The sequence below is a fragment of the Halorubrum gandharaense genome (assembly GCF_054654575.1).
On sequence record NZ_BAAIET010000001.1, the window covers coordinates 1,451,860 to 1,477,954 of the forward strand.

Genomic DNA, 26,095 nt, shown 5'->3' on the forward strand with positions numbered 1-26,095 from the left:
AATTGCGTAAGACGACCGTCTTACAGAAGGTCGCCGTCCGCGGGGGAAGTCCTCATGTCGGGCGGTTCGACGCTGTAAGACACGCATCGGGCGGCGCGTCGTCTTACCGGGGGAATGAACAATGGAGCGTGTGACACTACGAATCCCGAAACAGCAGATCGATGAGGTCGAACAGATGGTCGAAACGGGCGAGTTCCCGAACCGGAGCGAGGCGATCCGGTCGGCAGTCCGTGAGATGTTGAACGAACAGGACGGCGAGCGCGACGGGCGCCGTCGCAACCGCAGCTGGGCCAAGGTGTAACGATGCAGGACATCGTGCAGGACGCCTTGGAGAACGCGGAAGCGGAGAAGAAACAGATGGACGTCGACTCCGACGACGACGACTTCGGCGATCCGCGGATCGTCATCGTCGGCGCCGGCGGGGCCGGCAACAACACGATCAACCGACTGTACAACATCGGCGTCGACGGCGCCGATACGGTCGCGATCAACACGGACAAACAGCACCTGAAGATGATCGAAGCCGACACCAAGATCCTCGTGGGCAAGTCGCTCACGCAGGGGCTCGGCGCCGGCGGCGATCCGAAGATGGGCGAGCGCGCCACCGAGATGGCCCAGGGGACCATCAAGGACGTGCTCGGCGACGCCGACCTCGTCTTCGTCACCGCCGGCATGGGTGGCGGGACGGGGACGGGCGCCGCGCCCGTCGTCTCGAAGATCGCCAAAGAGCAGGGTGCCATCGTCGTGGGGATGGTCTCGACGCCGTTCAACGTCGAGCGCGCCCGCACGGTGAAAGCCGAGGAGGGGCTCGAAGAGCTGCGCGGCGAGGCCGACTCGATCATCGTCCTCGACAACAACCGGCTGCTCGACTACGTCCCGAATCTGCCGATCGGGAAGGCGTTCTCGGTGATGGACCAGATCATCGCCGAGACCGTCAAGGGCATCTCGGAGACGATCACCCAGCCCTCGCTGATCAACCTCGACTACGCGGACATGTCGACGATCATGAACCAGGGCGGGGTCGCGGTGATGCTCGTCGGCGAGACGCAGGACAAGAACAAGACGCAGGAGGTGGTCAACGACGCGATGAACCACCCGCTGCTCGACGTCGACTACCGCGGCGCCTCCGGCGGGCTCGTCCACATCACGGGCGGCCCGGACCTCACGCTGAAGGAGGCCGAGGGGATCGCGGACAACATCACCGAGCGGCTGGAAGCGAGCGCCAACGTGATCTGGGGCGCCCGCATCCAGGAGGAGTACAAGGGGAAGGTCCGCGTCATGGCGATCATGACGGGCGTCCAGAGCGCGCAGGTGCTCGGCCCCTCGACGCAGAAGCAGGCCGACAAGTCCCGCGCCAGCATCGAAGGCGAGCCCGGTGACTCCAGGTCGCGGGCGGCAGACTCGTCGGGCACCCCCGGCGCCGCCGACGTGAAGGGCGGCACCGAGGCGGCGGCCTGGGAGTCCGACGGCGGCACCGAGCCCGCTGAGAAGAACAACGGACTGGACGTCATCCGCTAGCCCGGGCGCTAACCCGGCGGCGAACGCGGACGACAGCCGGTTTCGGCCACCATTTTTCGGCTCACCGATGGACCCGCCGTCGTGAGCGCCCGCGACACGCCGTCGTAGCACGTCCACTTCCGAGTTTTCTCACAGCAGCAGCCGGACGGCGACGAGCGCCGCCGCGCTCACCGCAAGCAGGTGGGCGAGCACGACGCCAACAGGTGCGGCGCCGACCTTGCGCATCTCCCGGAGCCTGATCGAAAGGCCGAGGCCGACGAACGCCAGCGTGAACAGGGCGTCGGACACCGTCCCGATGGAGTCGAGCGCCGCCGTCGACAGCAGGCCGCTGTTGGCGACCGCCGCGACGAGCAGGAAGCCGAGCAGGAACTTGGGGAACTCCGCCCAGAGCTTGCGGGCCTCCGGCTCCGTCGCCGACCGCGCCGTGTACGCCAGCGAGTAGGCGACGGCGACGCCGCCGAGCAGCGAGTTTCTGGCGAGTTTCGTCACCGTCGCCCACTGGCCGGCCTCCGGCGAGTGCGCGAAGCCGGCGGCCGCGACGGGACCGGTCGAGAACATGCTGATCCCCGCCCAGACGCCGAACTGGCGGCTGGTGAGCCCGAGCCACTCGCCGGCGAGCGGGAACGCGACGAGCGTGACCGCGTCGAACAGCAGGATGGTCGCGGCCGCGAAGGTGATCGCGGCGCCCCGCGCTTCCAGCACGCGGCCGACGGCGACGACCGCTGAGACGCCACAGATGCTCGCGCCGGCGGCGAGCAGGGAGGGCGTCGTCCCCTCCAGCCGGAACAGCACGCGCGCGACCAGCTCGGAGAGCAACAGCCCCCCCGCGACGCCGGCGACGACGAGTCCCAACACGGTCGGGCCCGCCGCGAGGAACTCGTCGACGGCGACGGCAGCACCCAACAGCACGATCCCGGTCTCAAGGGAGAGCTTGTGGAGGCCGACGCCGCGCTCGGCGGCTTGGGGGGTGCCGACGGTGTTGCCCACGACGACGCCAACGACGATGGCGACGACGAGCGGTTGGACGCCGGGAACCAGGGCAGCAGAGGCGTGCGCGAGGAGCGCGCCGGCGACCAGCAGGAGGGCGCCCGGCAGGTACGGTCGGGCGGCAGCGAGGAGTCCCATCAGAACGGCTGGACGAGGAGGTGGACGGCGACGACCGCGAGCCCGAGCAACAGCGCCTGCCACCCCCTGTCGAGCCCGCGCCATCGTCGGACGAGCGGCCCGTCGTCGCCGGCTGGCGACTCGTTCGGGGCGTGCTCGTCGGTGTCCGACGCCATACGCACGACTCCCGCCGGCGACCACTTACCGATGTCGTTGTCGGCCGTTCGAGCCGGATACCACCGTGTGACCGGCGCGTCCCGTGCCATCCCCCGTCACGTGGCTTCTTATACGCACCTCACCTCGGAACACGTAGTGTCCTCCGAGGAGCCGTCGCGCGCCAGTCTCACCGAGGGCGACCTCCTCGTCCCCATGGTCGCGCTGGCGTGGTTCCGGTTCGGGTCGTGGGACCGGAAGATCGTCGACGCCGACGCCTCATCGGCCAGTGGGCCGTCCGTGGCAGCCGAGGACTGAGGCGCGTTCTCCGCCGGTCGATGTCCCGGCTCACTCGCCGTCGCGAACCCGCTCGTATCGCTCGCGAATCCGGGTGAACAGCTCGCGCCCGGCGTCCGTTTGGAGCCGCGGTTCGGTCGTCGCGAAGAACTCGTCGAGGTCGTCGTACGCCTCGAAGGCGTTCGGGTCACCCGCCGCGGGATCGTATCTGTCGTCGCGCTCGTAGACGAGCGCCTGCAGACAGACGTCGAGCAGGTCACACTCCTTGACGAGCACGGCCTCGGGGGAGTCGCGCTCCTCGTACGCCTCCCACGCGTTCTCGACCCGATCCGGAAGCGGCCCCGCGAGGTCCTCCATGGCAGCGCGCTCGGCGGCCTCCTTCGGTGTGGGATCGTCGGAGCCGTCGGTTGGCGTTGTTGCGGCGTCTCCCACGTCCGCCGCCCGTGTCGGCACGTCCCCGGTTTCGGCCTCGGCCACGTCGTGGACGACGGCCAGCCGGAGCGCGCGGTCGAGGTCGACGCCGGGGAGGTCCTCGCGGAAGCGGTCGCCGAGCGCGCACACGAGGTAGGCGACGCCCCACGAGTGGGCGGCGACGGACTCGGGGTCGTCGACGCCTCTGAGCTGCCAGCCCGTGCGCCGCTCGTCCTTGAGGCGGTAGGCGTCGAGGAGGGCGTCGATGGCGGGGTCGCCGGATGCGGCGTCCGGGTCGCCGGAGGATGGCGGGTCGGCGGGGAAGTCGCCGGTCATTGGACCGGAGTGCTACTCGGGGAGCGTCCAGACGCCGTCGTCAACGACCTCGACGGCGTCGCGTCGCTCCATCTCGTCGAGCACCTCGTCGAGCCGGCTCGGCTGGGCGATCTCCATCTCGATGCGGCCGATGTCGTGGTACTCCTCCAGGTAGTGGCGCACGTCCTCGCGGTCGAACGTCTCCGTGTCGGCTCGTTCCATCGCGCCGACCGTGAGGTCGATCATGTCCTCGATGAAGTTCCACGGATAGACGACCCAGGTCCACTCTTCGAGGGTCTCGCCGACGAAGTCGGGCTCGAACTCGGAGGTCTGGAGCAGCTGGAGCGTCGCCGTGCGGATCTCGGCGGCGTCGCGCTCCTCGACGTACTCCTGTGCTCGGCGGATCGAGCCGCCGGTGTCGGCGATGTCGTCGATGATGAGGACGTCTTTCCCCTCGACGCTTCCCTCCGGCATCGGGTAGCGCACCTGCGGCTCGTCGGCTTTCACGCCCGTGCCGACGTAGTGTTCCATCTTCAGACTCGTGAGGTCGTCCAACCCGAGGAAGTCGCAGGTGCATCGCCCCGCGAACCAGCCGCCGCGGGCGAGCGCGACGACCACGTCCGGCTCGAAGTCCGCGGCCTTCACCTCGTTCGAGACGTTCCGGCAGAGCCCGTAGATGTACTCCCAGTTGGTGATGGTGCAGTCGAAATCGTCCGGGAGGTCACTCATGTCCGGGGATGCGATGCGGGACCCAATAAGGAGTCTGGTTCGCGGAGCGACGCCTCAAGGGGGAGTGCGTTGGAAGGCGGCGGATCCGCGCGTCGACCGACGAGGGATCCGCGCGTCGACCGACGAGGGATCCGCGCGTCGACCGTCGCCGGGCGAGCCCACTACTCGCCCCGGTATCGGTCGATGCGGGCCTTGAGGAATGGGCCGAACAGCAGCAGCGCGATGGTGATCGACAGCAGGAACGACAGCCATCGCCCGTGAGCGAGGGGATTGTAGAAGATGTCGTACGTGCCGCCGGAGAGCTGCAGGGCGGTATACAGGTTGTCCTCCGCGATGTCGCCCAGCACGACGCCGAGTACGAACGCGATCACGGAGTAGTTGTACCGCACCATGTAGAACCCGATGACTCCGAACACGATGATCGTGATGATGTCCATAGGATTGACGCGCAGCGCGTACGTCCCAAGGAACGACAGCACGACCACGATGGGGATGATGTAGTCCGTATCGATGCGGGTGAGGATCCCAAGCCGGGTCACCATCGTCAGACCGAAGACCAGGATGACGACGTTGCCCACGAATAGTGCGAGAAGCATCGTGTACGTCAGCCCGAGCTCGCCCTCGACCTGGAACATGCTCGGGCCGGGCTGGAGCCCGTGCATCAACAGACCGCCGATCAGCACGGCAGTCGACGAACTCCCCGGGATGCCGAATGAGATAGCCGGAACCAGTGACCCCGCGACGGTCCCGTTGTTCGACGATTCGCTGGCGACGACGCCAACGGGATTGCCGGAGCCGAACGAGTCGGGATCCGGCGAGGATCGCACCGCCTCGGAGTAGGCGACGAAGTTTGAGACGGTGGCGCCGGCACCAGGGATCGCCCCGACGACCATACCGATCATTCCGGATTTGAACACCGTCCCCGGCCGCCGGACCGTTTCGAGGATGCCCTCCTTGATGCCGGCGCGGTCGATCGTCACGTCGCCCTCGGCGATGCCTCCCTCCTGTCCGGCGAGTTTCATCATCTCCGCGATGGCGAACAGGCCGATGAGGACGGCAACGAAGTCGATACCGTCGTACAGCAGCAACGATTCGGCGTACCGGCGCTCCAGAGCGATCGGCTGTGCGGAGCCGACCGTCGTCACGAGCAGGCCGGCGGCGCCGGCGAGCAGGCCCTTCGCGAACGATCCCCGCGTGATCACGGTGATCATCGAAAGGCCGAGCAGCGCCACGAGGAAGCGCTCGGGCGTGCCAACGGCGAGCACGAGTTCGATCAGCACCGGGGAAAACAGGATCAGCGCCGTGATCGTGAACATGCCCGCGAACGCGGAGGCGGTCGCGGAGATCGACAGTGCAGTCGCTGCCTTCCCCTGTTTGGACATGGGGTAGCCGTCGAACATCGTCGCCGCGGACGACGACACTCCCGGCGTGTTGATGAGGATCGCGGCGATCGACCCACCGTACATCGACCCGCTGTACACGCCGACGAGCAGAATGATCGCGTCGGCGGCCGCGAGTGGGATCGTCAACGGGAGGATGATCGCCATCCCAAGCGGCGGGCCGAGCCCCGGAAGTCCGCCGACGACGATGCCGACGAGCACGCCGGCGAGCAGCCAGGCCATCGTCTCCAGCGTGAGCAGCGCGAAGATGGCGCCGACGAACGTCTCGACGGTCATACCGGCACCACCACGCCGAGGAGTGTATCGATCAGCCGCATGAGTGGGAAGATGACGTACTGGTCGATCACTCGAAACACGGGCTGAAGCAGCGGATCCACGTACCAGTCGTAGAGGTCGTCCGGCGGCGTCGGCTGCCAGCCGGTGAGCCATCCCTCGGAGATGTCCGACTGGATCAGGTCATAAAACAGGTACGAACAGAGCATCCCGACCCCCGTGAGGGCCGCGCCGTTTCCGAATTCCATCCGGGACCACAGCGCCCACGCCATCACGAAGAGAGGCGTCGCGTACAGCATCCCGATCGCGAAGGTGACGAGCATGTAGGCGAGACAGAGGAACGCCGTCACGATCGGCCCCTTCGGGTCGTCTATCTCGTAGACGTACATCGCCGCTGACTCCTCTTCGGCAGCCGGCTCCTCTTTGGCCGCCGGCCCCTCCGATTCGTCGCCGACGAGGTCCTCCTCACCGAGCACCTGCATCGGCTCGGCGACGAACGACTCCGCGCCGTCGATCAGCTGTCGCCGGAACCCGACGACCGCGACCGACAGCCCGAGACCGGCGAGAAGTCGGACGAGCCCGCCGTCGCCCGCGAGGAGACTCGTCCCCCCAGTGTAGACGGCGTAGACCCCGAGTCCGGCCGCGAGAAGCGGCGCAACGAACTCGAGGTAGTTGCGTGCGAGAACGAGGAACGCGAGGACCGCCGTCGTACCCGCCATCAGCTGCGGGAATTCGGCGGCGGCGTCCGAGAACTCGCGTGCCCCCCAGTACATGTAGACGCCCGTCACCAAGAACGCGAGGAGCAGCACGTGCTCCATCGTCGGGCGCTCGCGGAACACCGGTTCGCCGGCGTTCGCAAGCGCGCCCCCCACGCCACGGAGGCGGGCCAGCAGTTCGTCCGTCGTCGATTCGTCTTGTGCCATCGTGTGTTACGTCGCCTGGTTGCCGGCCGACGAGTCGGTCGACTGCCGTCGCTCTCGTCTGGTCCCCGGGCGTGGTCTCACGCCTTCGGGATCGACGCGGTCCATCTGTGTGGGAGTCAAAGAAGTACGGTGGGAACTCGAGTTACGACTCTTCCTCGGCGATCTCGAGGAACTCGTCGAAGCCGCCGATCGCTTCCTCGACGTTCGTCTCCATCTCGTCGAGGATACCGGTCCATAGCTCCTGGGCGTCCTCGCGGTCGCCGTACTGCACGATGTTTCCGGTGTCCTCGGACCACTCCTGTACGTCGTCGGAGAGGGCGGCCTCCTCGACGGCGGCCGACAGCGTGTCGAGCACGTCGTCCGGGGTTCCCGCCGGCGCGAGCTGCGTCTGGGTGAACTCGGTGATCCATCCGAGCCCGTCGCCGTAGTTGTCGATGCGGTCGATCTCGGGCCAGGTGTCCGTGAGGTCGATGTCCATCAGATTGACGATGGTGCTCGCCTCGCCGGACTCCTCGGCGTTCACCGCGGAGGTGTTGGTCGCGATGCCGGCCGCGACCTCCCCGCTGATGACGGCTTCCATCGTCGGGCCGCCGCCGTCGTACGGAACGGAGTTCTCGTACTCCAGTCCGTACTGGTCGCGGAGCAGCAGCGTGCTCAGGTGGGAGTCGGAGCCCGCACCCTGGTAGCTGAACGTCTCGATGTCGCCGTCCTGGTAGGCGTCACGGAGACTTCCGTAGTCGTCAATCCCGTACTCGTCCGCAATGTCGTCATTGACGATGAGAGTGTATCCGAAGGTGCCGGAGTAGGCGAACGGCTCGAAGTCCTCCTCGATGTGCCAGTCGTCGACGCCCTCTGCACGCCACGTGAAGTGGGCGCCCGCGCTGTTGATCGTCCCGAACGTATAGCCGTCGGGATCCTGATTGGCCAGCCACTCGGAGCCGACGAGGCTGCCGGCGCCGGGGCGATTATCGATGGTGATCGATTCGCCGATCGACTCCTCCATCGGCACCGCAATCTGCCGCGCGTACGTGTCCGTCCCGCCACCTTCGGACCACGGGATCATCCAGGTGAGGTCGTCAGTGGGGAACTCGTCGGCGGGAGCGTCCCCGTTGCCGTTCCCGGTATCATCGGGCTCCTCGTCGGCGCAGCCGGCGAGACCGGCGATACCGGCGGTTCCAATCGCTCCAGTCGTCCGCAGGAAGTTACGTCTCTCCATGCTACAAGGTCTCAAGAGAGGCGGCGATATAAACCTATACATTCACGGCGAGTCAAGTGACCAAACTAGTGCTTCTGCCCATTAGTCACCAACCATCTACAAGCCATTAGGTGGGATCGTGGTAAATTCTGACACCATCCTCCGAGAGAGTGGGGATTCACCGGCATGCAATACCGGACGAACTCGACTCCTGGCTCGGGCCCGAGCGTGGCACGGACGCTGTCACCGGAGCGATATGGCGTCGCCGGTGCCGCCGCTCGTCCCCGGCACCCATCCGGTTGCGCCCCCGTCCCGACACGGTTTAGGGGGCCGACGCGCAACGACTCGCCAATGAGCACTCAGGCCGCGGCGGAGGAGACGGCGGTCGTGATCGGGCTGGAGGTCCACGTCCAGCTCGAGACCGACACGAAGATCTTCTGCGGCTGTTCGACGGAGCCCGCCGACGACGAGGAGCCCAACACCCGGACCTGCCCGACCTGTCTCGGGCTGCCCGGCGCGCTCCCCGTCCTCAACGAGGGCGCCGTCGAGGCCGCCGTGAAGATCGGGAAGGCGATCGACGCCGACATCCCCGAGACGACGACGTTCCACCGGAAGAACTACTACTACCCCGACCTGCCGAAGAACTTCCAGCTGACCCAGTACGACGCCCCGATCTGTCAGGGCGGCGCGCTCGACGTGCGCGTCGAGGGCGAGCGCTCCACGATCGGGATCACCCGCGCGCACCTGGAGGAGGACCCCGGCAGCCTCCAGCACGCCGGCGGCTCGATCGAGACGGCGACGCACACGCTCGTGAACTACAACCGCGCGGGGACGCCGCTGATGGAGATCGTCACGGAGCCGGACTTCCGGTCGCCGGCGGAGACCCGCGCGTTCCTCGCGAAGCTCTCGGAGGTGCTGGAGTATCTCGGCGTCTTCGACGCCACGCGCGACGGGAGCCTCCGTGTGGACGCCAACGTCTCGCTGGTGCCGGCCGAGGAGATGGCCGACGACGGGAGCGTGAGCGAGGACGTGCTCGCCGACGCCAACCGCGCCGAGGTGAAGAACATCTCCAGTCACAAGGGTGCGGAGAAGGCGCTCGCCTACGAGATCACCCGCCAGCGCAACGTGCTTCGGCGCGGTCGCGAGATCGAACAGGAGACGCGCCACTGGGACGAGGCGCGCGGGGTCACCGTCTCGATGCGCTCGAAGGAGGCCGAGAAGGACTACCGCTACTTCCGCGAGGCCGACCTCCCCGCACTGGAGGTGTCCGACTGGAAGGCGCAGATCCCGATTCCGGAGCTGCCCGACGCTCGCCGCGAGCGCTTCCGCGAGGAGTACGGCCTCGACCGCGAGTCCGCCTCGAAGCTCACCTCGACGAAGGCGGTCGCCGACTTCTACGAGGACGTGGCCAGCGAGTTCGACCCCGAGCTCGCGGCGACGTGGGTCGCCGACAACCTGCTCGGCGAGCTCAACTACCGCGAGCTGGAGATCACCGACGTGGACCACCGGCTCGACGAGTTCACACGCCTCGTGGAGCTTGTCGCCGCCGGCGAGCTCACGGTGAAGAACGCCGAGGAGGTCGTCCTCCGCGAGATGCTCGACGAGGGCGACGACCCCGACACGATCATCGAGCGCGAGGGGCTCGGCAAGGCCGAATCCGGCGAGGTGGCGGCCGCCGTCGAGACCGCCATCGAGGAGCACCCCGAGGCGGTCGCGGACTACCACGCCGGCGACGAGGGCGCGATCAACTTCCTCGTCGGACAGGTGATGGCCGCCACCGGCGGCTCCGCCGACCCCGGCGAGGTCAACGGGCTGCTCCGCGAACGGCTGGAGGAGTAGAGGACGGTGGAGGTGCAGCGGGGATCGGCCGACGACCCGCTTTTAAGAGGGGTCTAGCTGTGGGAGCGTGCTTTATCAGCGGTTTCTGTGGTGAGAGCGGTGCGACCGCCGCAAACACCTGCTGGGCGCTTATAAGGGGACCCGTGGGATGCGTGCGCCGGCGTGCTCCCCCACGATTCCCGTCGACCGCTCATAAGTGGTTGGTGTGGTAAGCACGACGGCGGACACCTCCAAAGCCCCAGCCGTCTCCTAATAAGCGGTTGGTGTGGTGAGCACGCCGGCGGACACCTCCAAAGCCCCAGCCGGCTCCGGTCGAGGGTTCCGGAAGACGTTCCGGCTCGCTACGCTCGCGGGCTGCGACTTCCGTCGTCCCACTCGCAGGCTCGCGGGACCCTCGCTGCGCGCTTTTCAGGGCGACTCTCAGCACCACCCGACGCCCTGAGACGTGCTTGCTACGGCCGTCTTCCCGGACCACGGGCGAGACGGTCGGAGCCGTCTCGCTGTTTCCCGCCTGCGGCGGGAACGGCTGCCCCTTTGAGTCCCACCTGACCGCACCGCAACCGCACCTCACACCTCCCCAGCCTCGTCGTCGCCGCAGGCGACGACTCCCTCGCGCACGTTTCTCGCGCGCGCCGACTGCACGGTGGGGGGTTCGGGTCAATCGTCGACCGCAGGCGCTCCGTCGTCGCCTCCCGCCGTTTTCCCGCCGGCGTCGACGACGCCCTCCTTCCACGTCCCGCGGAGGAACCACGCGACGCCGACGACGAAGGAGACGACGGCGGCGGTCGCGTACGCCCACCAGAGCCCGGAGACGCCCCAGTCGAGTCCGGTGTATCCCACCTCGTAGGCGGGAATCTCGACCGGGCCGAGCGCGACGCCGCCGAGCGTGAGCGAGACCGTGCCGAACGCGAGGAGCGCGGCGAGCGGGATCCGGACCACCCACCGTGAAAGCATCGAGAGCGCCATCGCGGCCTTGGTATGGCCGGCGCCGCGGAACCCGCCCTGGATCACCATCAGGCCGCCGAAGAACAGCCACGAGAAGGCGACGATCCGGAGGAACACGATCCCCTCCGCGATCGTCGCGGGGTCGTCAATGAACACACCCATCGCCCGGGCTGGGAACAGCCAGACGAGCGCGCCGGCGGCGAACAGCAGCCCCATCGTGGCGAGCGTGGCGACGCGAACCACCTCGACGGCGCGCTCGGGCGTGTCCGCGCCGAGGTTCTGTCCGACGCCCGTTGCAGTCGCCTGCCCGACCGCGCCGGCGACGGTCCACGAGACGGACATCAGCCGGACGCCGATGCCGTACGCGGCGGTGGCGGCGGGCCCGAACCGGGCGACGAGCGCGGCCATGAAGACGGCCGCAAAGGAGCGCGCCCACCCGTCGAGCGTGGCGGGGTAGCCAACGTCGACCAGCTTCCGGAGGATTTCGGGATCCGGCTTCAGGTCGCGGAGGTAGAGCTTCACGCCCCAGTCACCCTTCAGGAGGATCCAGATGCCGATGGCGGTTGCGAACAGTCGCGCGACGAGCGTCGCGAGCGCGGCGCCGCGCGTGCCCATCGCCGGGAACGGCCCCCAGCCGAGGATGAAGAACGGGTCGATGACGATGTTGAGCCCGGCCGACGCCGCGACGAGCCACATCGCGGTTTTGGTGTCGCCGGCGCCCTGCAGCGAGGACCGGAAGGCGAAAAACAGGAACGTCAGCGGCAGCGTCGCGAGGATCACCTCGAAGTACGCCAGCGACTCGACGGCCACCTGGTCGCGCGCGCCGATCCAGAAGATCAGCCAGTCGCGGGCGAGAAAGCCGACCACGGCCAGCGCCATCGAGACGACCGTCGCCAGCAGGCAGGTCTGCGCGACGACCCGGTCCGCCCGGCGGTCGTCGCCGGCGCCGACGTGCTGGGAGACGAGCGCGATGGTCGCCGCCGTCAGCCCCATCGCCGTCGAAACGAACATCCACGACAGCGGGAACATCAGCGAGACGGCGGCGACCGCCTCCGTGCTCACCCGTCCCACCCAGAACATGTCCGCGAGGTTGTACAGCGTCTGGAGGAGGTTGCCCAACACCAGCGGCCACGCCAGGTGGAACAGCTTCGGGGGAATGAGCCCCGTCGTCATGTCGATGCGCGCGTCCTGATTGCCCACGGGAGTCTCGGATTTCTCTCGGTCCGGCCACCTCCTAATGCTTCGGGAGGCGGCGGATTGCGAACCGTCGGCGGGTGCTCGATCCGCGTGATCAGCCGGCCGTGTGTGCCGCCACCACAAGGACAACCATCTCCGACCGCGTGGCGGCTGGTATGACCGAGGACGCGCCCGCGGGCGCCAACCAACGCGACGACACGCTCGCGACCACCATCGACGACCGGCTCGACGACTACCGCGAGGCCCTCTTCGAGGTGCTCTCCCAGCCAAGCATCTCCACTACCGGCAAGGGGATGGACGCCGCCGGGGACCTCGTCGTCGACACGCTCTCCGATCAGGGCCTCGACGCCCGCCGGATCGCCACGGACCGCCACCCGCTCGTCTACGCGGAGCGTGGACCGGCAGACGGTGACGAAAGCACGGACGACAACCTTCCCACGGTGCTGTTTTACGGCCATTACGACGTTCAGCCGCCGGGCGATGAGGACGAGTGGGACTCGCCAGCCTTCGAGCCGACCGTCCGCGACGGCGCCGTCTACGCCCGCGGCGCCGGCGACAACAAGGGCCAGTTCCTCGCGCACGCGTTCGCCGTCGACGCGCTCCTCGCGGCCGACGCGTTCCCCGACGTCCGAGTCAAGCTCCTCGTCGAGGGCGGAGAGGAGAGCGGCAGCGCCGGCCTCCGCGAGTACCTCCGGGGCGGGCGCGGAGAGCGAGGGGCGCCGACCGAGATCGCGGACGCCGACCTCGTGTACGTTGCCGACGGTCCACAGCACGCAGTTGTCACCGAGCGCGACGGAGAGCGAGTGCGGGAGGGGACGCCCACCCTCATATACGGCAATCGAGGGATCCTCTCGGCGGAGCTCGAATGTCGGACGGCGAACACCGACCTCCACTCGGGCAACTTCGGCGGCCCGGTGCCCGCCGCCACCAACGAGCTGGTCGCCGCGCTCGACTCCGTCCGGGGGGAGGACGGCGACGAGATCGTCGTCGACGGCTTCCACGACGGGACGAACGTCACCGACGCCGACCGCGAGCTGGTCGCCGCGATTCCGGACGACTCCGCGGCGATCGCCGAGGAGCTGGCGCTCTCCGGGTTCGCGAGCGACGACCCCTACTACGAGCGGCTGCTCACCCGCCCGACGCTGACGATCAACGGGCTCTCCGGCGGCTATCAGGCCGAGGGGATGAAGACCGTCCTCCCGGCGACGGCGAGCGCGAAGATCGACTGTCGGCTGGTGCCCGACCAGGACCCTGACGCCGTTTTCGAGGCGCTCCGTGACCACTTCGCCGCGGTGAGCCCCGATCTTGAGCTGACCAAACGGAGCACGTTCCCGCCGATGAAGACGCCGGTCGACACGCCGCTTGCGGAGCCCGTCGCCGGCGCGCTCGAAGCCGTGTGGGGAACGGAACCCGTCGAGCTTCCCGTGTTGGGCGGGAGCCTGCCGGCGGCCCACTTCCGGGAGGTCCCGTCGCTCGCGGACGTGCCAGTGCTCGTCGTCCCGTACGCCAACCACGACCAGGGGAACCACTCGCCGAACGAGCACCTCGACCTGCGGTGTTTCGAGAACGGGATTCGGACGAGTGCGCGCGTGATCCGCGCGCTCGCGTCCCGGTAGATTCGACCGGCCGACGAGACCGAAAACCCGACCGCCGGCACGGCTACCGGAACGTCGACAGCAGCACGACCGCGCCGAACAGCAACAGCGCGAGCGCGGCGACCGGCTGGCCGCCGGCGGCCGCGAGATACGTGCCGTACACCACCGTCGCGGTCAGCACGCCAACCAGCAGCGAGCCCGCGGCGTGAACCGCCACGTTCCGCCGGCTCACGGCTGCGCGGCCGACGTGCGCGCCGAGCGAGAGCCCGTGGTCGCCCACGTCCCACGCGACGACGAGCCCGACCGCCGCGACCAACAGCGCTGCCGGCGCGCCGCCCTCGTAGCCCGCCAGCGCGATGCCCGCCGCGCCGAACGCGGCACCCCAAGTGAGCACTCGCGTCGACGTGCGGAGGAGCCCGACCGCAACCGTCACCACGGCGAGTCCCGCGACCGGAGCGGCGACGGGCGCCGCGAGCGCCGTCGCGAGAAAGGCGACGGTCATGCCCGCGAGCGAGGCGACAAGCGCCGGCACTGGCACCCGCGTGTCGACCTCGTAGTGGTCGGGGTCGTCGGCGTTCGGGTCGTTCGGCGCCTCCGGATCCGCCGGAGCGTCCGGGTCGTTCCGACCATTCGCCCCGCCGGTGCGGGTGCTCATGGCGACCACCGCCGGCGGGCGCCGGCGACCGCGACCGGGAACGACCGGTCACCCCACTCCACCACCCGGATCCCCGACCCCCGGAGCCGTCGGAGTCGCTCGCGACGCTCGTGGCGCACGAGAGTGCGGCCGGGCGTGTCGTCGGCCGTCACGTCCGGCGAGACCACGGTGACGAGGTGGCCGTGGGCGTCCACGCGCCGGGCGATCGACGCCGCGTAGTCGTCGACCGCCGGCGTGAAGAACAACACCTGCGCGTCGGCCGGGAGCCGGCGCCGGAATCGCCGGAACCACAGCGACGGGTAGAAGCCGTCCGACGGCGGCGTCGGCGCGAGCGCGGGATGGGTGGCGAGCAGGTCGCGCCCCCGCACTCCGTGGTCGGTGCCGGCGCCGGGCGGCAGCCAGCAGTCGACCGGGCCGAGCGTGGCGATACCCACCCGGTCGCCCGCCTCACGGAGCGCGGCAAACGCCTGGCCCGCCGCCTCGACGCTCGCGTCGACCGCGTGGTCGGCCTCGGGCTCGGGAGCCGCGTAGGCGTCCTCGCGCGCGTCAATGAGGAGCACGACGGTGGCAGCGCGCTCCTCGCGAAGCTCTAAGGTCGCCAGCTCCCCCGTCCGCGCCCGGCGATTCCAGTCCACCCGTCGGAGGGGGTCACCGTGCCGGTACTCTCTGGTCGCGTGAAACTCCACCCCGGAGCCACCCACGTCCGTCGGCACGCGACCGTGGTACTGGGTGGTGAGCCCCCGCAGCGGCAGGTCCGCGGCCGCCGGCGGCGCCGGCGCGCAGGTCAGCTGTGTCGCCCGCGTGAGCGTCGTCTCACGTTCTCGGGCGCCGCTCGGATTCCGCGTGATGGCCCGAAGTGGCCCCCACTCGTGGTCGCCGCGGGCCGCGCGGACGACGTACGAGAACGTCGCCGACGCGCCCGGACGCAGCGCGGTGGCGAATCGGGCCGGCCCGTCAACCACCGCGAGCCCGTCCGGCACGCCGTCGACGAGCCGCAGGTCGGGGCGGAACGCGTCGCCGACGTTGGTCACCGTCACCGTCACGGTCACCTCCTCGCCGGGCTCGGGCGATTGCTCGTCCAGCCGGCGCTCAACATCGAGCTCGGCGACCGGCGCGTCACCCCACCGGACGAACACCCCGTAGCCGATGCCGAGCGCCCCGGCCAGCACGGGGCCCGGCTGACGGGTGATCACGCCGACGGCGACGAGCAGCAGCGCCACACCGGTGAGCCCCTGCCACCGTTTCGTGTCGAACGCGACGCGTGGGTTGACCTCGGTCGTCGTCCCGTCCGCCGCGTCGTCGGTGGAGCGGCCGTCCGCGGGCTCCGCGGGGTCCGCACCGTCCGCCTCGCCGCCCGCGGTCGTGGACCCCGGCGCCGACGCCGTAGCCGTCATGCGGTCACCTCCCCTCCGCCGTTCCGGTCCCCGTCGCTCGTCGGCTCCGCCTGCTTGGGGTCACCGGTCGCCAGCCGGCCGACGGCTGCCGTCGCGGCGCCGAAGCCGCGCTCGAACAGCGACTCGCCGAACAGCCGGGCGCGGAACCGCACGCGTGCCGGGTACGACAGGTCGTCGGCGAGAAACGCCGCCGCGACCGGGTCGTCCGTCCACGCGCCGCGGTCGACGAGATCGGCCGCCCGGGACGGCGAGCAGTTCCGTGCACCCGCCACCTCCGCGACGGCGACCGCCCGGACCCGGCCGCGGAGCCGGCCGCGGAGTTCGTAGTGGGACCGCCCACCCGCCGTCGAGCGCGCGAGCTGTGTGTCGGCGTCGTCCCCGGGAACCGGCGAGGTGATCCGGCGTTCGGGCGTCCCGACGGTGAGCGTGTTCGGCTCGATCCCGCGACGCGCCGCAGCGTAGCGGATCCCCTGTACCGCGGCGAGCGCACCCACCAGCGTCACCGTCACCGCCGAGAGGTCGACCGCCGCGGCGAGGCCGGCGTCGAGGAGGAGGATGAACCCGGCAAGCACGGCGAGCGCGCCGAACGCCGTCGTGTACCGCATCAGTCCTCACCCCCGTCGTGGGCCGCCTCGATCCGGCGGAGCGCGTCGACGGCCGCCGCCTCGCGCTCGCCGGTCGGGTCGGCGCCGCCGTAGCGCACCGCCTCGAACACGTCCGTCAGGTCGTCGACCGCGTCCGGATCCACGCCGGCGGCCGTCGCCGCCGTCGCGAACTCGCGGGGCGTCGAGGAGTCGGGCCGGTCCACGTCGAGCACCTCCGTCATCTCGCGCCACGCCCGGTACACCTCGTTGTCGGCGGTCGCGTCCTCGATGCGGTCGGCGGCCGCGCCCGCGGTGCGCCCGACCGCCGCGAGGTCCGGGTCCTGCTCGTCGTCGAGGTCCTCGTCGGCCCCGCTGCCGACGGCACCGTCCGCCTCGTCGTCGCCGCGCGCGGCAACCAGCAACAGCAGGCTGACGACCAGCGCGAGACCGACCACGACGACGAACAGCGCCTCCGGCGTCGACACTGCCTCCCCCTCCCCGGTGCCGGGCGCGCCGCCGCCGCCCGTCTCCGAGAGGAGACTCTCATCGTCGGGGTCCGGTTCCTCGTCCTGCGTCGGGAAGGAGATCGGCCCACACGTCGAGAGGATCAGCCAGAGGCCGCCGACGGGAATCAGCGTGGTGCCGACGACGACGGTCGCGGCGATCATCGACTCGGTCTCCCGGTAGGCGAGCGCGCCGATCAGCGCGAGGAAGCCGAACAGTGCCAAGAGCGCCGGCGGGTCCCGAAGCTCCTCGAAGCAGACGGGAGACCCCTCCTCGAAGTCGCCGGGCGGGGGGCCGGATCCCACCGATCCTCGGTCCGACTCCTCGTCGCCGAGCAGCTCGTCGCCACCGCCGCCGAAGCCGCCGTCCCCGCCGGTGGAGACGGCGGTGTCGAGGGTCGCGCCGGCGACCCCGAGCGCGACGACGGCGAGGAGGGCGAGACCGACCGCAGCGAGGGTCTCACGGTTCACGGCGAACGATACGCCGTCAGGCGGGAATAGCTTTCGGGAAACGAGGTGAGAACGGCTGCGTGGACCGCTGTGTCAGGCGCCCCCGGTCGCTGTCGTGTCGTTCGTCCCCTCGGCGTCGTCCGCATCCTCCTTCTTCGGGGGACGCTCGGAGAGTCGCTCGAACCGCTCGCGGGCGGTTTCGCGGCGCTCCTCCGTCTTCTCCGGCTCGGGTTCGAGCGCGACGAGTTCGTCGTCCGCGAAGGTGGCCGTCAGTACGGCACCCTCCTCGTCGCCGCCCTCGGGCAGCTCATCTTCGTCGACGGTGCGCTCGTCGATGGTGTCGCCGTCCTCCTCGATCAGGAGCACGCCGAGTTCGCTGACGATCCGGTCGAGTGTCGCCGTGTACTCGCCGTCGAGTTCGGGCCGGGTCACGCGCCGGCCCCCGCGGTCGCGGCGGCGGTCATGCTTGGCGTGAATCCGGGATCTGTGAGCGCGCCGGCGTCGTCGGCGTCGTCGCCGTCGACGATGGTGTACGTGGCGCGGTGTTCGGTGTCGTCGAGGGGGTCTGCGGTCGCCTCGTCACCGTCGAGGAGCGCGTCGGGGTCCGACGGCGCGTCGTGTTGCGTTTCGACGTGGACCTCCTCGCCGTCGAGGGTGGTGATCGTCGTGCCGTGCGTGCCCGTCCAGTAGGCGTCGATGCCGCGCTCGGCGAACCGATCGAGCGGCTCGTCGTGCGGGTGGCCGTACTGGTTGTCGTAGCCCGCCTGGATGACGGTGAGCTCGGGGTCGACCGCATCGAGGAACGCCGCGGTGGAGCTGGTGTCGGAGCCGTGGTGGCCCGCGTGGTACACGTCCGCGTCGAGGTCGGCTGCGTGTTCGTCAATCATGCGTGCCTCGGCGTCGGTTTCCGCGTCACCCGTGAAAAGGTATGAGGTGGCTCCGAACTCCAGGTGCATCGTGATGGAGTCGTCGTGGAGGTCGTCGGCGTCGGTGTCCTCGGCGGGATTGAGCACCGTCACGTCGACCTCCTCGAACGGCACCTCGTCGCCCTCGCGCGTCTCGTAGAGGGTCACGTCGTACTCCTCGACGGCGTCGATGTAGTCCTCGTACGTCTGTGAGGTGTGCGGGACGCCGTTGTCGTAGGCGGCGCCGATGCCGTCCTTCTCCTCCTCGTAGTGCTCGATGACGTCCGCGTGGCCGCCGATGTGGTCGGCGTGGCCGTGCGTGGAGACGAGGTAGTCGATGTGGTCGACACCCTCCTGCTCGAGGGAGTCGATGACGGTGGACCCGTCGTCGCGCCAGTCACCCGTGTCGACGAGCATCGTCTCACCCGTCGGGCCGAGAATCAGGAAGGAGTCGGCCTGCCCGACGTTGATGTGGTGCACTTCGAGCTCGCCGTCGACGGCGTCACTCCCGTCGTCGGTGTCGTTCGCGTCAGCGTCGTCCGCGTCGGCGGTCTCCGCCGGCGTCGAGGTCTCCTCGACCTCGGGGCCGTCGTCGATCTCGTCGCCCAGCCCGGCACAGCCGGCAAGAAGCACGGTGAACGCGACCGCGAGCAGCGCGATTCGGTGTGTCATGCGGAACCTGACGGCAGTCGCCCGCCTATAACTGGCGGCTTTCACGGGATCCGATGGGACCCGGAGACGGGACGGGTTGGCGACCGCCGACGGTGGGGATGAGCGCGGCGCCCGCCGGTGCACTCAGCAGGGCGCTTCGGCGTTGCTGCGCCCGTAGTAGTACCAGGTGATGGCGATACAGGTGAGGTAGAAGGCGAGGAACCCGCCCATCGCCCCCACCGTGGCCTCGGTCATCTCGACGGAGACGCTGAACCCCTGCGGGATGAGGAACCCGCCGAACGCACCGATGCCGCCGCTGAACCCGAGCACGCTGCCGGCCTCCAGTTTCGCCCGCGAGATCGCCTGTTTGCGCGCCTCCGGATCCGACTCGTCGACGTCGGCGAGGTGCTGTTGGCGGAAGATGGTGGGGACCATCTCGAACGTGGAGCCGTTGCCGATGCCGCTGGCGACGAACAGCACCATGAACGCGGCGAAGAAGCCCCAGAACTCGCCGGCGATCATGAAGTAGATGACCGCGAGCGTGCCGGCGGCCATCGAGAGAAACACCCAGAGCGTGACGCGTGCCCCGCCGAAGCGGTCGGCGAGCCACCCGCCCGGCGGGCGCACGAGCGCGCCGAGCAGCGGGCCGACGAACGCGAACAGCGCGACGCTCCGCTCGGGAAACTGGATGCTGGTGAGCAGCGGGAACGCCACCGCGTAGCCCAAAAAGGAGCCGAACGTTCCCATGTACAGCCAGCACATCAGCCAGTTGTGCTTCTCGCCGAGAATGCTCAGCTGTTCGCGAATGTCGGCGTCCACGCTCGTGATGTCGTTCATGCCGACGTAGGAGGCGACGGTGCCGATCAGGATGAACGGGACCCAGACGAAGCCGGCGTTCTGCATCCACATCAGCTCGGTGCCCGGGTTGGACTGGATCACCGTCTGGGGAGCACCGCCAAACCCGCCGAAGATCCCGATGGAGATCACGACCGGGACGGCGAACTGGGCGGTGCTCACGCCGACGTTACTGAGCCCGCCGTTGATGCCGAGGGCGGTCCCTTCCCGCCGTTCGGGGAAGAAGTAGCTGATGTTGTCCATGCTCGAGGAGAAGTTTGCGCCCCCGAAGCCGGCGGTGGCGGCGAGGACGGCCATCACCGCGAACGGCGTCTCCGGATTCTGCACGGCGAACCCGAGCCCCAGCGCGGGGATCAGCAGCGTCGCCGTCGCCAGCGTGTTCCAGCGGCGTCCGCCGAAGATGGGAACGACGAACGAGTAGAGCACCCGTCCGGTCGCCCCCGCCAGCGGCGGCAGCGCGGTCAGCAGGAACAGCTCGCTGTCGGTGTAGGTGAACCCGGCGTCGGGCAGGTACACCACCACCACGCTCCAGACGGTCCACACCGCAAAGCCGAGAAACAGCGTGAACACCGAGATCGACAGATTACGCCAGGCGATACGTTTTCCCTTCTCCTCCCAGAAGTCGTCGTCCTCCGGGTTCCAGTCGTCGAGTTCGCGGTCCATGTGTTGTCGTGTTGTGTTTGTCGTCGGTCGGTTGGCGGGCGATGCGGCTCGTCAGGTCGCTGTGTATCGGTCCGGCGGGCGCCGGGCGTGCGTGGCGTCGTCCCCCGGCTACCCCCGGCGGCTCGTCATCGACTCGCCGCACTCGGCGGCATCCGCGGCGGCGGTGAGGTCCGCAGCGAGCGTCCGGGCCTGCTCGGGCGTGAACGGAACCACGTCGGCGTGCGGCGCGAGCCGCTCGTGGTCGGCGAGGTCGGCCTCCAGCCCGAGGTGACCGTCTCCTCGCCGCGGGGTGACTCCACATCGAGCACGGCGACGGTCTCGGTCTCCCAGTCGTCCCCGAACACGCGCACGTCGAGGAAGTCGAACGTCGTGTTCGCGGTGACGTCGAGGTGGCGGCGCATCGTCAGTCCGAGGAGATGGGTGCGCCCTCGGCAGTGGTCGGCGCCGGGCTCTCCTCGTCGTCGAACGGGTACCAGGACTGCTTGGCGTCGGCGAGACAGGGGTCGTCGTAGCCGACGACCTCCTCGGGCTCCGCCAGCTCGACGATCGTCTCGTGACCCGTGGCGTCGACCCACTCGCGGAACGTCTGCCCGTCCTCACGGAGCGCGGCGTACGCCTGTACGAGGTTTCGGATGAGCCCCGGGAGCTCGTCGGCGGGCACGCGCTGGCGCACCCACTCGATGAAGTCGGGCTCCTCGCCGACGCCGCCGCCGACGCCCACGTCGAGCGCCTCGACCATCTCGCCGTCCTTGCGCGCGCGCATTCCCTGGAGGCCGATGTCGGCGGTCATCGCCTGCCCGCAGTCGGCCGTACAGCCCGAGTAGTGCATCTTGATGCGGTCAACGTCGTCGGGCAGCTCCACGTTCCGCCCGAGCCAGCGGAGCAGCTCGGCGGTTCGGGCTTTCGTCTCGGTCAGTGCCAGCGAGCAGAACTCCGTGCCCGTACACGCCATCGCGCCCTGCTCGAACGGGTTGGGCGAGGGGGTGTACGTCTCCAGCAGCGACTCGTCGAGCAGCTCGTCGAGCTCGGCGTCCGGCACGTCCATGAGAAGCGGGTTCTGCCGCCGGGTGAGCCGCACCTCGCCGGAGCCGTACGTCTGCGCGAGCTCCGCGAGGGCGACGGCATCTTCGGCCGGAAGCCGACCGATGGGCACCGAGAGCCCGACGTAGTTGTGGCCGTCGGCCTGGTCGTAGACGCCGATGTGGTCGTGGGCGCCACGCTCCGATGGCCGGCCGGCGTTGTAGGTGTACTCGCCGCGGAAGTCGGTGCCGGCGGATTCGAGCTCGAAGTCGAGTCGCTCGTCCAGTTCCTCGCGGATCGCCTCCGTCCCCCAGTCGTCGACGAAGAAGCGCGCGCGGTTCTTCGAGCGATTCTGCCGGTTCCCCTCCTCGTGGTAGAGCTCGACGAACGCGCGTACCGTCTCGACCGCGTGCTCCGGACGCACGAACAGGTCGAGCGAGCGTGCCCGACGGGGCTCGCGCCCGCCGAGTCCGCCGCCGACACGCACGTTGAACCCCTCGACGTGCTCGCCGTCAAGGAGGGTGTGAGCCGGCTCCAGGCCGATGTCGTTGATCGCGTCCTGTGCACAGCCCTGCCGGCAGCCGCTGACGGAGATGTTGAACTTCCGCGGCATGTTCGAGAGCTCGTCGTCGCCGCGGATCGTCTCCTGTATCTCGTCGAGAACTGGCCGGGATTCGACGTACTCCTCGCCTTTCCCGGCGACCGGACAGCCCGAGATGTTGCGCATCGTGTCGCCACCCGCCGAGCGCGAGGAGACGCCGACGGCCTCCAGCTTCGCCCAGATCTCCGGGATATCCTCCAGTTTGAGCCAGTGGAGCTGGATCGACTGCCGCGTCGTGAGGTCGATCCACGCGTTCCCGAACTCGGGGTTCTCGACCGGGCCGGTGGCGTAGTCGCGAGCCACCTCGCCGATCGCTTTCAGCTGATCGGGCTCCAGTACGCCCCCACAGTTGGTCAGCCGCATCATGAAGTACGACTCCTGGCCACCGCGGTGATGGAACACGCCCCAGAACTTGAACCGCGAGAACCACTCGTCGCGTTCGTCCTCCGGGATGGACTCCCATCCCCGCTCGGCGAACTCCTCGATCTTCTCGCGGACCGCGTCCCCGTACAGCTCCTCTTTGATCTCCTCTTTGTTGTGTGCCATGTGTTGGTCAGTGATGAACGTTACATTCCATCATGGTTGTGCACCCCGGATGGATGTACGTCCGTTGTTTCACAGTGTCACGCACATACTTCCCACATATAAAGTTAAACTCCGGACGGATGTGGAATTCATCTCGCAAACGGGGTCGACAACCGGACATGCGTGCAGAATAATATCGGCTTTCAGGTGTATTATCGTCCACACTATATCCGACAGTTGACCGATCGTATCCGGTCATTATCTCCGGGTTTCACCGATACCTATCGAGCCAACCATGACGAGGAGCGTATGTAATCATCGACCACGAGTGATCTTGAGAGGCGGTCTCGCCCCAAGGCGGACGCCGGCGAGCGCCGGCGTCACAAGCGGACAAGGACGTGCAAGGGACCTTAAGGGAAGTACAAGCGAGCCGTCGGCGTGCTCGCCGACCGCCTGCGAGCGCCGTTCTCCCGGCAGATCGGCCTTATAAGCCGTTGTACGGCCCGGCCTTCGCTTCGGTGAGCCGCTCGACCTGCTCCTCGGAGAGGTCGATCTCAGCGGACGCGAGATTCTCGGCGAGCTGGTCGACGGTGCGTGCGCCGACGATGGGCGCGGTCACCCCCTCACGGTGGGAGAGCCACGCGAGCGCGACCTGTGCGGGCGAGGCGTCGACCTCCTCGGCGACCGCGTCGAGCTCGTCGTGGAGGTCGAAGTTCTCCGCGGTGAGGTACGACTCCTGGAAGCGGCTGGACGAGGCCACCTTCGACTCCTCCGGCAGGTCCTCGTCACGGTCGTACTTCCCGGTCAAAAAGCCCTGTCCGAGCGGGCTCCACGGGCAGACAGCGAGCTCCTGCTGGCGCGCGAACTCCAGATAGTCCCCTTCGACCTCGCGGTCGACGAGGTTGTACCGCGGCTGGAGCACGGTGAACGGCTCCCACCCTTCCGCGCGGGCGATCTCGTTGGCGCGGGCGACCTTCCACGCGTTCGGGCGCAAGGTGGACGCGCCGATGTAGTGGACCTTTCCGGACTCGACGAGGCCGTTGAGGGTCTTCATCAGCTCCCGCGCGTCGGTCGCGTCGTCCCAGCGGTGGATGTACAGCACGTCCACGTAGTCGGTGTCGAGCCGGTCGAGAAGCGCGTCGACGCGGTGCCGGATGTTCTTCCGGTTCGTCCCCCGGCTGTTCGGGTCGTCGTCGCGGATCTGCCAGTAGATCTTCGAGGCGATCGTGTAGCGCTCCCGGTCGCGGTCGGCGAGCCACTCGCCGATCCACTCCTCGCTTGCACCCCCGCCGTACACGTCGGCAGTGTCGATGTAGCGCCCGCCGGCGGCCTCGTAGGCGTCGAGGAGCTCGTGGGCGCGGTCCTCGTCGATCTCCACCTCGCCGCCCTCGTTCTCCTTGCCGAACCGCCAGGTGCCCAGCTGGAGTTCGCTGGTGTGGATGCCGGTGCCGTCGAGCTGGACGAACTCGAGGTCGAGCGCCGCGGGGTCTGGTGTCATCGTTCGATTGTTGTTCACAGGCGGCCAAAAACCCCCTCCAAAGCGGCACCGTTGAACCCCCATGCCCCATCCACGAAGTTGAATGGACCAACCGGTCGATCTGAACTACTTCGTGATCGATGTCGGGAGTGGGTGTATCACGTGAGCGGGTGCGGCGTTTATGAGTGGGGCGTTGGTGGAGTTGTGGTTCGTTTATAAGCAGAGGTTGACCGGTGGGTCGCTGGTGTGACGCTGGTGAGGACCGCCTACAAAGCCCCAGCCGGCTCCGGTCGAGGGTTCCGGAAGACGGTCCGGCTCGCTGCGCTCGCCGGCTGCGACTTCCGTCGTCCCGCTCGCTGCTCACGGCTTCGCCGTTCGCTATCGAGAGCTCCCTCCGGTCGCTCTCGCCCTGCTCGCGGGACCCTCGCTGCGCGCTCAAAAGGCCTCTCCGCACCGCCCGGCCTTTTGAGTGCTTGCGTCGGCCGTCTTCCCGGACCACGGGCGAGACGGTCCGAGGGACCGTCTCGCTGTTTCCCGCCTGCGGCGGGAACGGCTGCCCCTTTGAGTCCCACCCGACCGCACCCGCACCGCACCTCACGCCTCCCCAGCCTCGCCGCTCGCTCCGCTCGCGGCGTCCCTCGCGCGCCGCCGAGCGCCCGCTGGGCGCTCGCCGGGCGCGCCACTGCACCGCATTTCCGTTTATAAGTGAGGCGTCACTCCTCCTCTCGGCCATTTATATATCATATTACCGTCGACGAACTGCAACACTCACTCCCGATCTCACTCACCGAGGGGTCCGTCTAAACCGGGTCGGGTCGGCGACCGGCTCACCGCCACGCAACCGGCTCACCGCCATGCGACCAGCCAGGCGGCGACGCCGGCGACTCCGACGGCCACCCCAACAATGGGCGCGACGCTCACCGCGAGCGCGGCGGCGATCGCGGCGACCACCAGCCCGGCGGCGACGCCCCGCACCGTGCCCACCGCGAGCGTCAGCAGGTACAGCCCCACCGCGACGAGGATGATCGTCGCGCCGGTGGCGATGTTGAGCACGTACGAGGCGAAGATGCCGCCGACGACCGCGAGCTGGCCGAACACGACCGACAGCAGGAGCCCGCCGTCGAAGCTCCGGGTCACCTGCATCGCAGCCGCCACGGGGATCACGAGCATCCCGGCGACGAGGATGGCACCGAGGATCTGCATGGCCGCGACGACGACGAGCGCGGTCAACACCACGAGCAGCGTGTCGTAGAACCAGACGTTGAGCCGGGCGAGCCGGGCGGCCTCGCGGTCGAACGTGATGAACAGCAGCTGCTTGTGCGTGAGCGCGACGGTCGTCGCCACCAACAGCGTGAGCCCGACCATCAGCTGGACGTTCTCGAAGGGAACGAAGAGGATGTCGCCGAACAGGTAGCTCTCGACGGTCGCGCTGAACACGACGCCGTAGGAGATGACGGCGATCCCCACGGCGAACCCGCCGGTGAGCATGACGGCGATGGGGACGTCTGCATAGCCGTCGGTGCGCACGGCGACGTACTGCATCCCGAGGGCGGCGACCGCCGCGGCCACCAGCGCAAATCCGAGCGGATAGTCCAGCGACGGCACCGCCGCGCCGACGAACAGCCCGATCGCGACGCCGCCGAACGCGGTGTGGGCGAGCGCCTCGCCAATGAGCGCCATCTGCCGGTTGACGAGGTAGGCGCCGACGACGGGCGCGGTGAAGCCGATCAGGATGCCCGCCGTGAACCCGCGCTGGAGGAAGCCGCTACAGACGATCCACTCGTCGACCGCGGCGCAGGTCGCCCCCCAGAACAGCTCGTACAGCGGGGGGAACCCCCACGCGATGAACGCCGCGAAGCCCGCGAGCAGCACCGCCACCCCTGCGATCAGGGTTCCACGGCCGAACTCGCGTCGCTTC

Annotated in this window: 24 protein-coding genes; 5 read left to right on the top strand and 19 right to left on the bottom strand. The window is 68.9% G+C overall.

Annotated features, from left to right (window positions below; translation table 11 throughout):
- The first annotated feature begins 121 nt into the window (after positions 1 to 121).
- Positions 122 to 301, top strand: a complete 180-nt coding sequence (locus ACYQ07_RS06940) for a transcriptional regulator CdrS (RefSeq protein ID WP_459879156.1) — start codon at positions 122 to 124, stop codon at positions 299 to 301.
- A 2-nt stretch (positions 302 to 303) separates the two neighbouring features.
- The gene (ftsZ, locus tag ACYQ07_RS06945) at positions 304 to 1,518 is read left to right on the top strand and encodes a cell division protein FtsZ (RefSeq protein WP_459879158.1); all 1,215 of its coding nucleotides are present in this window, start codon (positions 304 to 306) and stop codon (positions 1,516 to 1,518) included.
- Positions 1,519 to 1,647: 129 nt separating this feature from the next.
- On the opposite strand, the gene ACYQ07_RS06950 is transcribed toward ftsZ, so the two are convergent.
- Both ACYQ07_RS06950 and ACYQ07_RS06955 read right to left on the bottom strand, forming a co-directional pair.
- Complete coding sequence (locus ACYQ07_RS06950) at positions 1,648 to 2,643, bottom strand: YeiH family protein (RefSeq protein WP_459879160.1); 996 nt, start codon at positions 2,641 to 2,643, stop codon at positions 1,648 to 1,650.
- The gene (locus ACYQ07_RS06955) at positions 2,643 to 2,798 is read right to left on the bottom strand and encodes a hypothetical protein (protein ID WP_459879162.1); all 156 of its coding nucleotides are present in this window, start codon (positions 2,796 to 2,798) and stop codon (positions 2,643 to 2,645) included. Before ACYQ07_RS06955 ends, ACYQ07_RS06950 begins: the two co-directional genes overlap by 1 nt.
- A gap of 136 nt (positions 2,799 to 2,934) precedes the next feature.
- Here ACYQ07_RS06955 and ACYQ07_RS06960 point away from each other — a divergent pair, with 136 nt between their 5' ends.
- On the top strand, positions 2,935 to 3,093 hold the full coding sequence (locus tag ACYQ07_RS06960; RefSeq protein WP_459879164.1) for a hypothetical protein: 159 nt from the start codon (positions 2,935 to 2,937) through the stop codon (positions 3,091 to 3,093).
- Positions 3,094 to 3,123: 30 nt separating this feature from the next.
- Here ACYQ07_RS06960 and ACYQ07_RS06965 read toward each other — a convergent pair whose 3' ends face one another.
- From ACYQ07_RS06965 to ACYQ07_RS06985, 5 genes are all read right to left on the bottom strand, one after another.
- On the bottom strand, positions 3,124 to 3,819 hold the full coding sequence (locus ACYQ07_RS06965) for an HD domain-containing protein (RefSeq protein ID WP_459879166.1): 696 nt from the start codon (positions 3,817 to 3,819) through the stop codon (positions 3,124 to 3,126).
- Between the two features lie 12 nt (positions 3,820 to 3,831).
- Positions 3,832 to 4,527 carry a phosphoribosyltransferase gene (locus tag ACYQ07_RS06970; protein ID WP_459879168.1) on the bottom strand — a complete coding sequence of 232 codons (696 nt, stop codon included), beginning with the start codon at positions 4,525 to 4,527 and terminating at the stop codon, positions 3,832 to 3,834.
- Between the two features lie 161 nt (positions 4,528 to 4,688).
- A complete protein-coding gene (locus ACYQ07_RS06975) occupies positions 4,689 to 6,203 on the bottom strand; it encodes a tripartite tricarboxylate transporter permease (RefSeq protein ID WP_459879170.1) in 1,515 nt (504 codons plus the stop codon).
- A complete protein-coding gene (locus ACYQ07_RS06980; RefSeq protein WP_459879172.1) occupies positions 6,200 to 7,123 on the bottom strand; it encodes a hypothetical protein in 924 nt (307 codons plus the stop codon). Before ACYQ07_RS06980 ends, ACYQ07_RS06975 begins: the two co-directional genes overlap by 4 nt.
- Before the next feature lie 142 nt (positions 7,124 to 7,265).
- A complete protein-coding gene (locus ACYQ07_RS06985; protein WP_459879174.1) occupies positions 7,266 to 8,339 on the bottom strand; it encodes a Bug family tripartite tricarboxylate transporter substrate binding protein in 1,074 nt (357 codons plus the stop codon).
- Positions 8,340 to 8,669: 330 nt separating this feature from the next.
- On the opposite strand from ACYQ07_RS06985, the gene gatB reads away from it, so the two are divergent.
- Entirely contained in the window at positions 8,670 to 10,157 is a 1,488-nt protein-coding gene (gene gatB, locus ACYQ07_RS06990) for an Asp-tRNA(Asn)/Glu-tRNA(Gln) amidotransferase subunit GatB (RefSeq protein WP_459879176.1), read from the top strand.
- Between the two features lie 657 nt (positions 10,158 to 10,814).
- Here the strand turns inward: gatB and ACYQ07_RS06995 are convergent.
- Positions 10,815 to 12,275, bottom strand: coding sequence for an MATE family efflux transporter (locus ACYQ07_RS06995; RefSeq protein WP_459880265.1), 1,461 nt, complete (start codon positions 12,273 to 12,275; stop codon positions 10,815 to 10,817).
- 179 nt (positions 12,276 to 12,454) lie between these two features.
- Here ACYQ07_RS06995 and ACYQ07_RS07000 point away from each other — a divergent pair, with 179 nt between their 5' ends.
- A complete protein-coding gene (locus tag ACYQ07_RS07000) occupies positions 12,455 to 13,915 on the top strand; it encodes a M20/M25/M40 family metallo-hydrolase (RefSeq protein ID WP_459879178.1) in 1,461 nt (486 codons plus the stop codon).
- Positions 13,916 to 13,958: 43 nt separating this feature from the next.
- On the opposite strand, the gene ACYQ07_RS07005 is transcribed toward ACYQ07_RS07000, so the two are convergent.
- The 11 genes from ACYQ07_RS07005 to ACYQ07_RS07055 all read right to left on the bottom strand — a co-directional run bounded on the left by ACYQ07_RS07005 (position 13,959) and on the right by ACYQ07_RS07055 (position 26,067).
- On the bottom strand, positions 13,959 to 14,549 hold the full coding sequence (locus ACYQ07_RS07005) for a DUF7519 family protein (protein ID WP_459879180.1): 591 nt from the start codon (positions 14,547 to 14,549) through the stop codon (positions 13,959 to 13,961).
- A complete protein-coding gene (locus ACYQ07_RS07010) occupies positions 14,546 to 15,943 on the bottom strand; it encodes a DUF58 domain-containing protein (protein ID WP_459879182.1) in 1,398 nt (465 codons plus the stop codon). Before ACYQ07_RS07010 ends, ACYQ07_RS07005 begins: the two co-directional genes overlap by 4 nt.
- Positions 15,940 to 16,548, bottom strand: a complete 609-nt coding sequence (locus ACYQ07_RS07015; RefSeq protein ID WP_459879184.1) for a DUF7269 family protein — start codon at positions 16,546 to 16,548, stop codon at positions 15,940 to 15,942. Before ACYQ07_RS07015 ends, ACYQ07_RS07010 begins: the two co-directional genes overlap by 4 nt.
- Positions 16,548 to 17,501 (bottom strand): DUF4129 domain-containing protein, encoded by a 954-nt coding sequence (locus ACYQ07_RS07020; protein ID WP_459879186.1) that lies wholly within the window; start codon positions 17,499 to 17,501, stop codon positions 16,548 to 16,550. The genes ACYQ07_RS07015 and ACYQ07_RS07020 overlap by 1 nt, the downstream gene beginning before the upstream one ends.
- Positions 17,502 to 17,573: 72 nt before the next feature.
- Positions 17,574 to 17,912, bottom strand: coding sequence for a DUF3006 family protein (locus ACYQ07_RS07025; RefSeq protein WP_459879188.1), 339 nt, complete (start codon positions 17,910 to 17,912; stop codon positions 17,574 to 17,576).
- Entirely contained in the window at positions 17,909 to 19,057 is a 1,149-nt protein-coding gene (locus tag ACYQ07_RS07030; RefSeq protein WP_459879190.1) for a ComEC/Rec2 family competence protein, read from the bottom strand. The genes ACYQ07_RS07025 and ACYQ07_RS07030 overlap by 4 nt, the downstream gene beginning before the upstream one ends.
- Positions 19,058 to 19,180: 123 nt before the next feature.
- A complete protein-coding gene (locus ACYQ07_RS07035; RefSeq protein WP_459879192.1) occupies positions 19,181 to 20,554 on the bottom strand; it encodes an MFS transporter in 1,374 nt (457 codons plus the stop codon).
- A 125-nt stretch (positions 20,555 to 20,679) separates the two neighbouring features.
- Positions 20,680 to 20,955, bottom strand: a complete 276-nt coding sequence (locus ACYQ07_RS07040) for a hypothetical protein (protein WP_459879194.1) — start codon at positions 20,953 to 20,955, stop codon at positions 20,680 to 20,682.
- Positions 20,956 to 20,957: 2 nt separating this feature from the next.
- The gene (locus ACYQ07_RS07045; protein ID WP_459879196.1) at positions 20,958 to 22,721 is read right to left on the bottom strand and encodes a nitrite/sulfite reductase; all 1,764 of its coding nucleotides are present in this window, start codon (positions 22,719 to 22,721) and stop codon (positions 20,958 to 20,960) included.
- A gap of 463 nt (positions 22,722 to 23,184) precedes the next feature.
- Positions 23,185 to 24,198 carry an aldo/keto reductase gene (locus tag ACYQ07_RS07050; RefSeq protein ID WP_459879199.1) on the bottom strand — a complete coding sequence of 338 codons (1,014 nt, stop codon included), beginning with the start codon at positions 24,196 to 24,198 and terminating at the stop codon, positions 23,185 to 23,187.
- Positions 24,199 to 25,023: 825 nt separating this feature from the next.
- On the bottom strand, positions 25,024 to 26,067 hold the full coding sequence (locus tag ACYQ07_RS07055; protein ID WP_459880268.1) for a metal ABC transporter permease: 1,044 nt from the start codon (positions 26,065 to 26,067) through the stop codon (positions 25,024 to 25,026).
- Between the last annotated feature and the right edge of the window lie 28 nt (positions 26,068 to 26,095).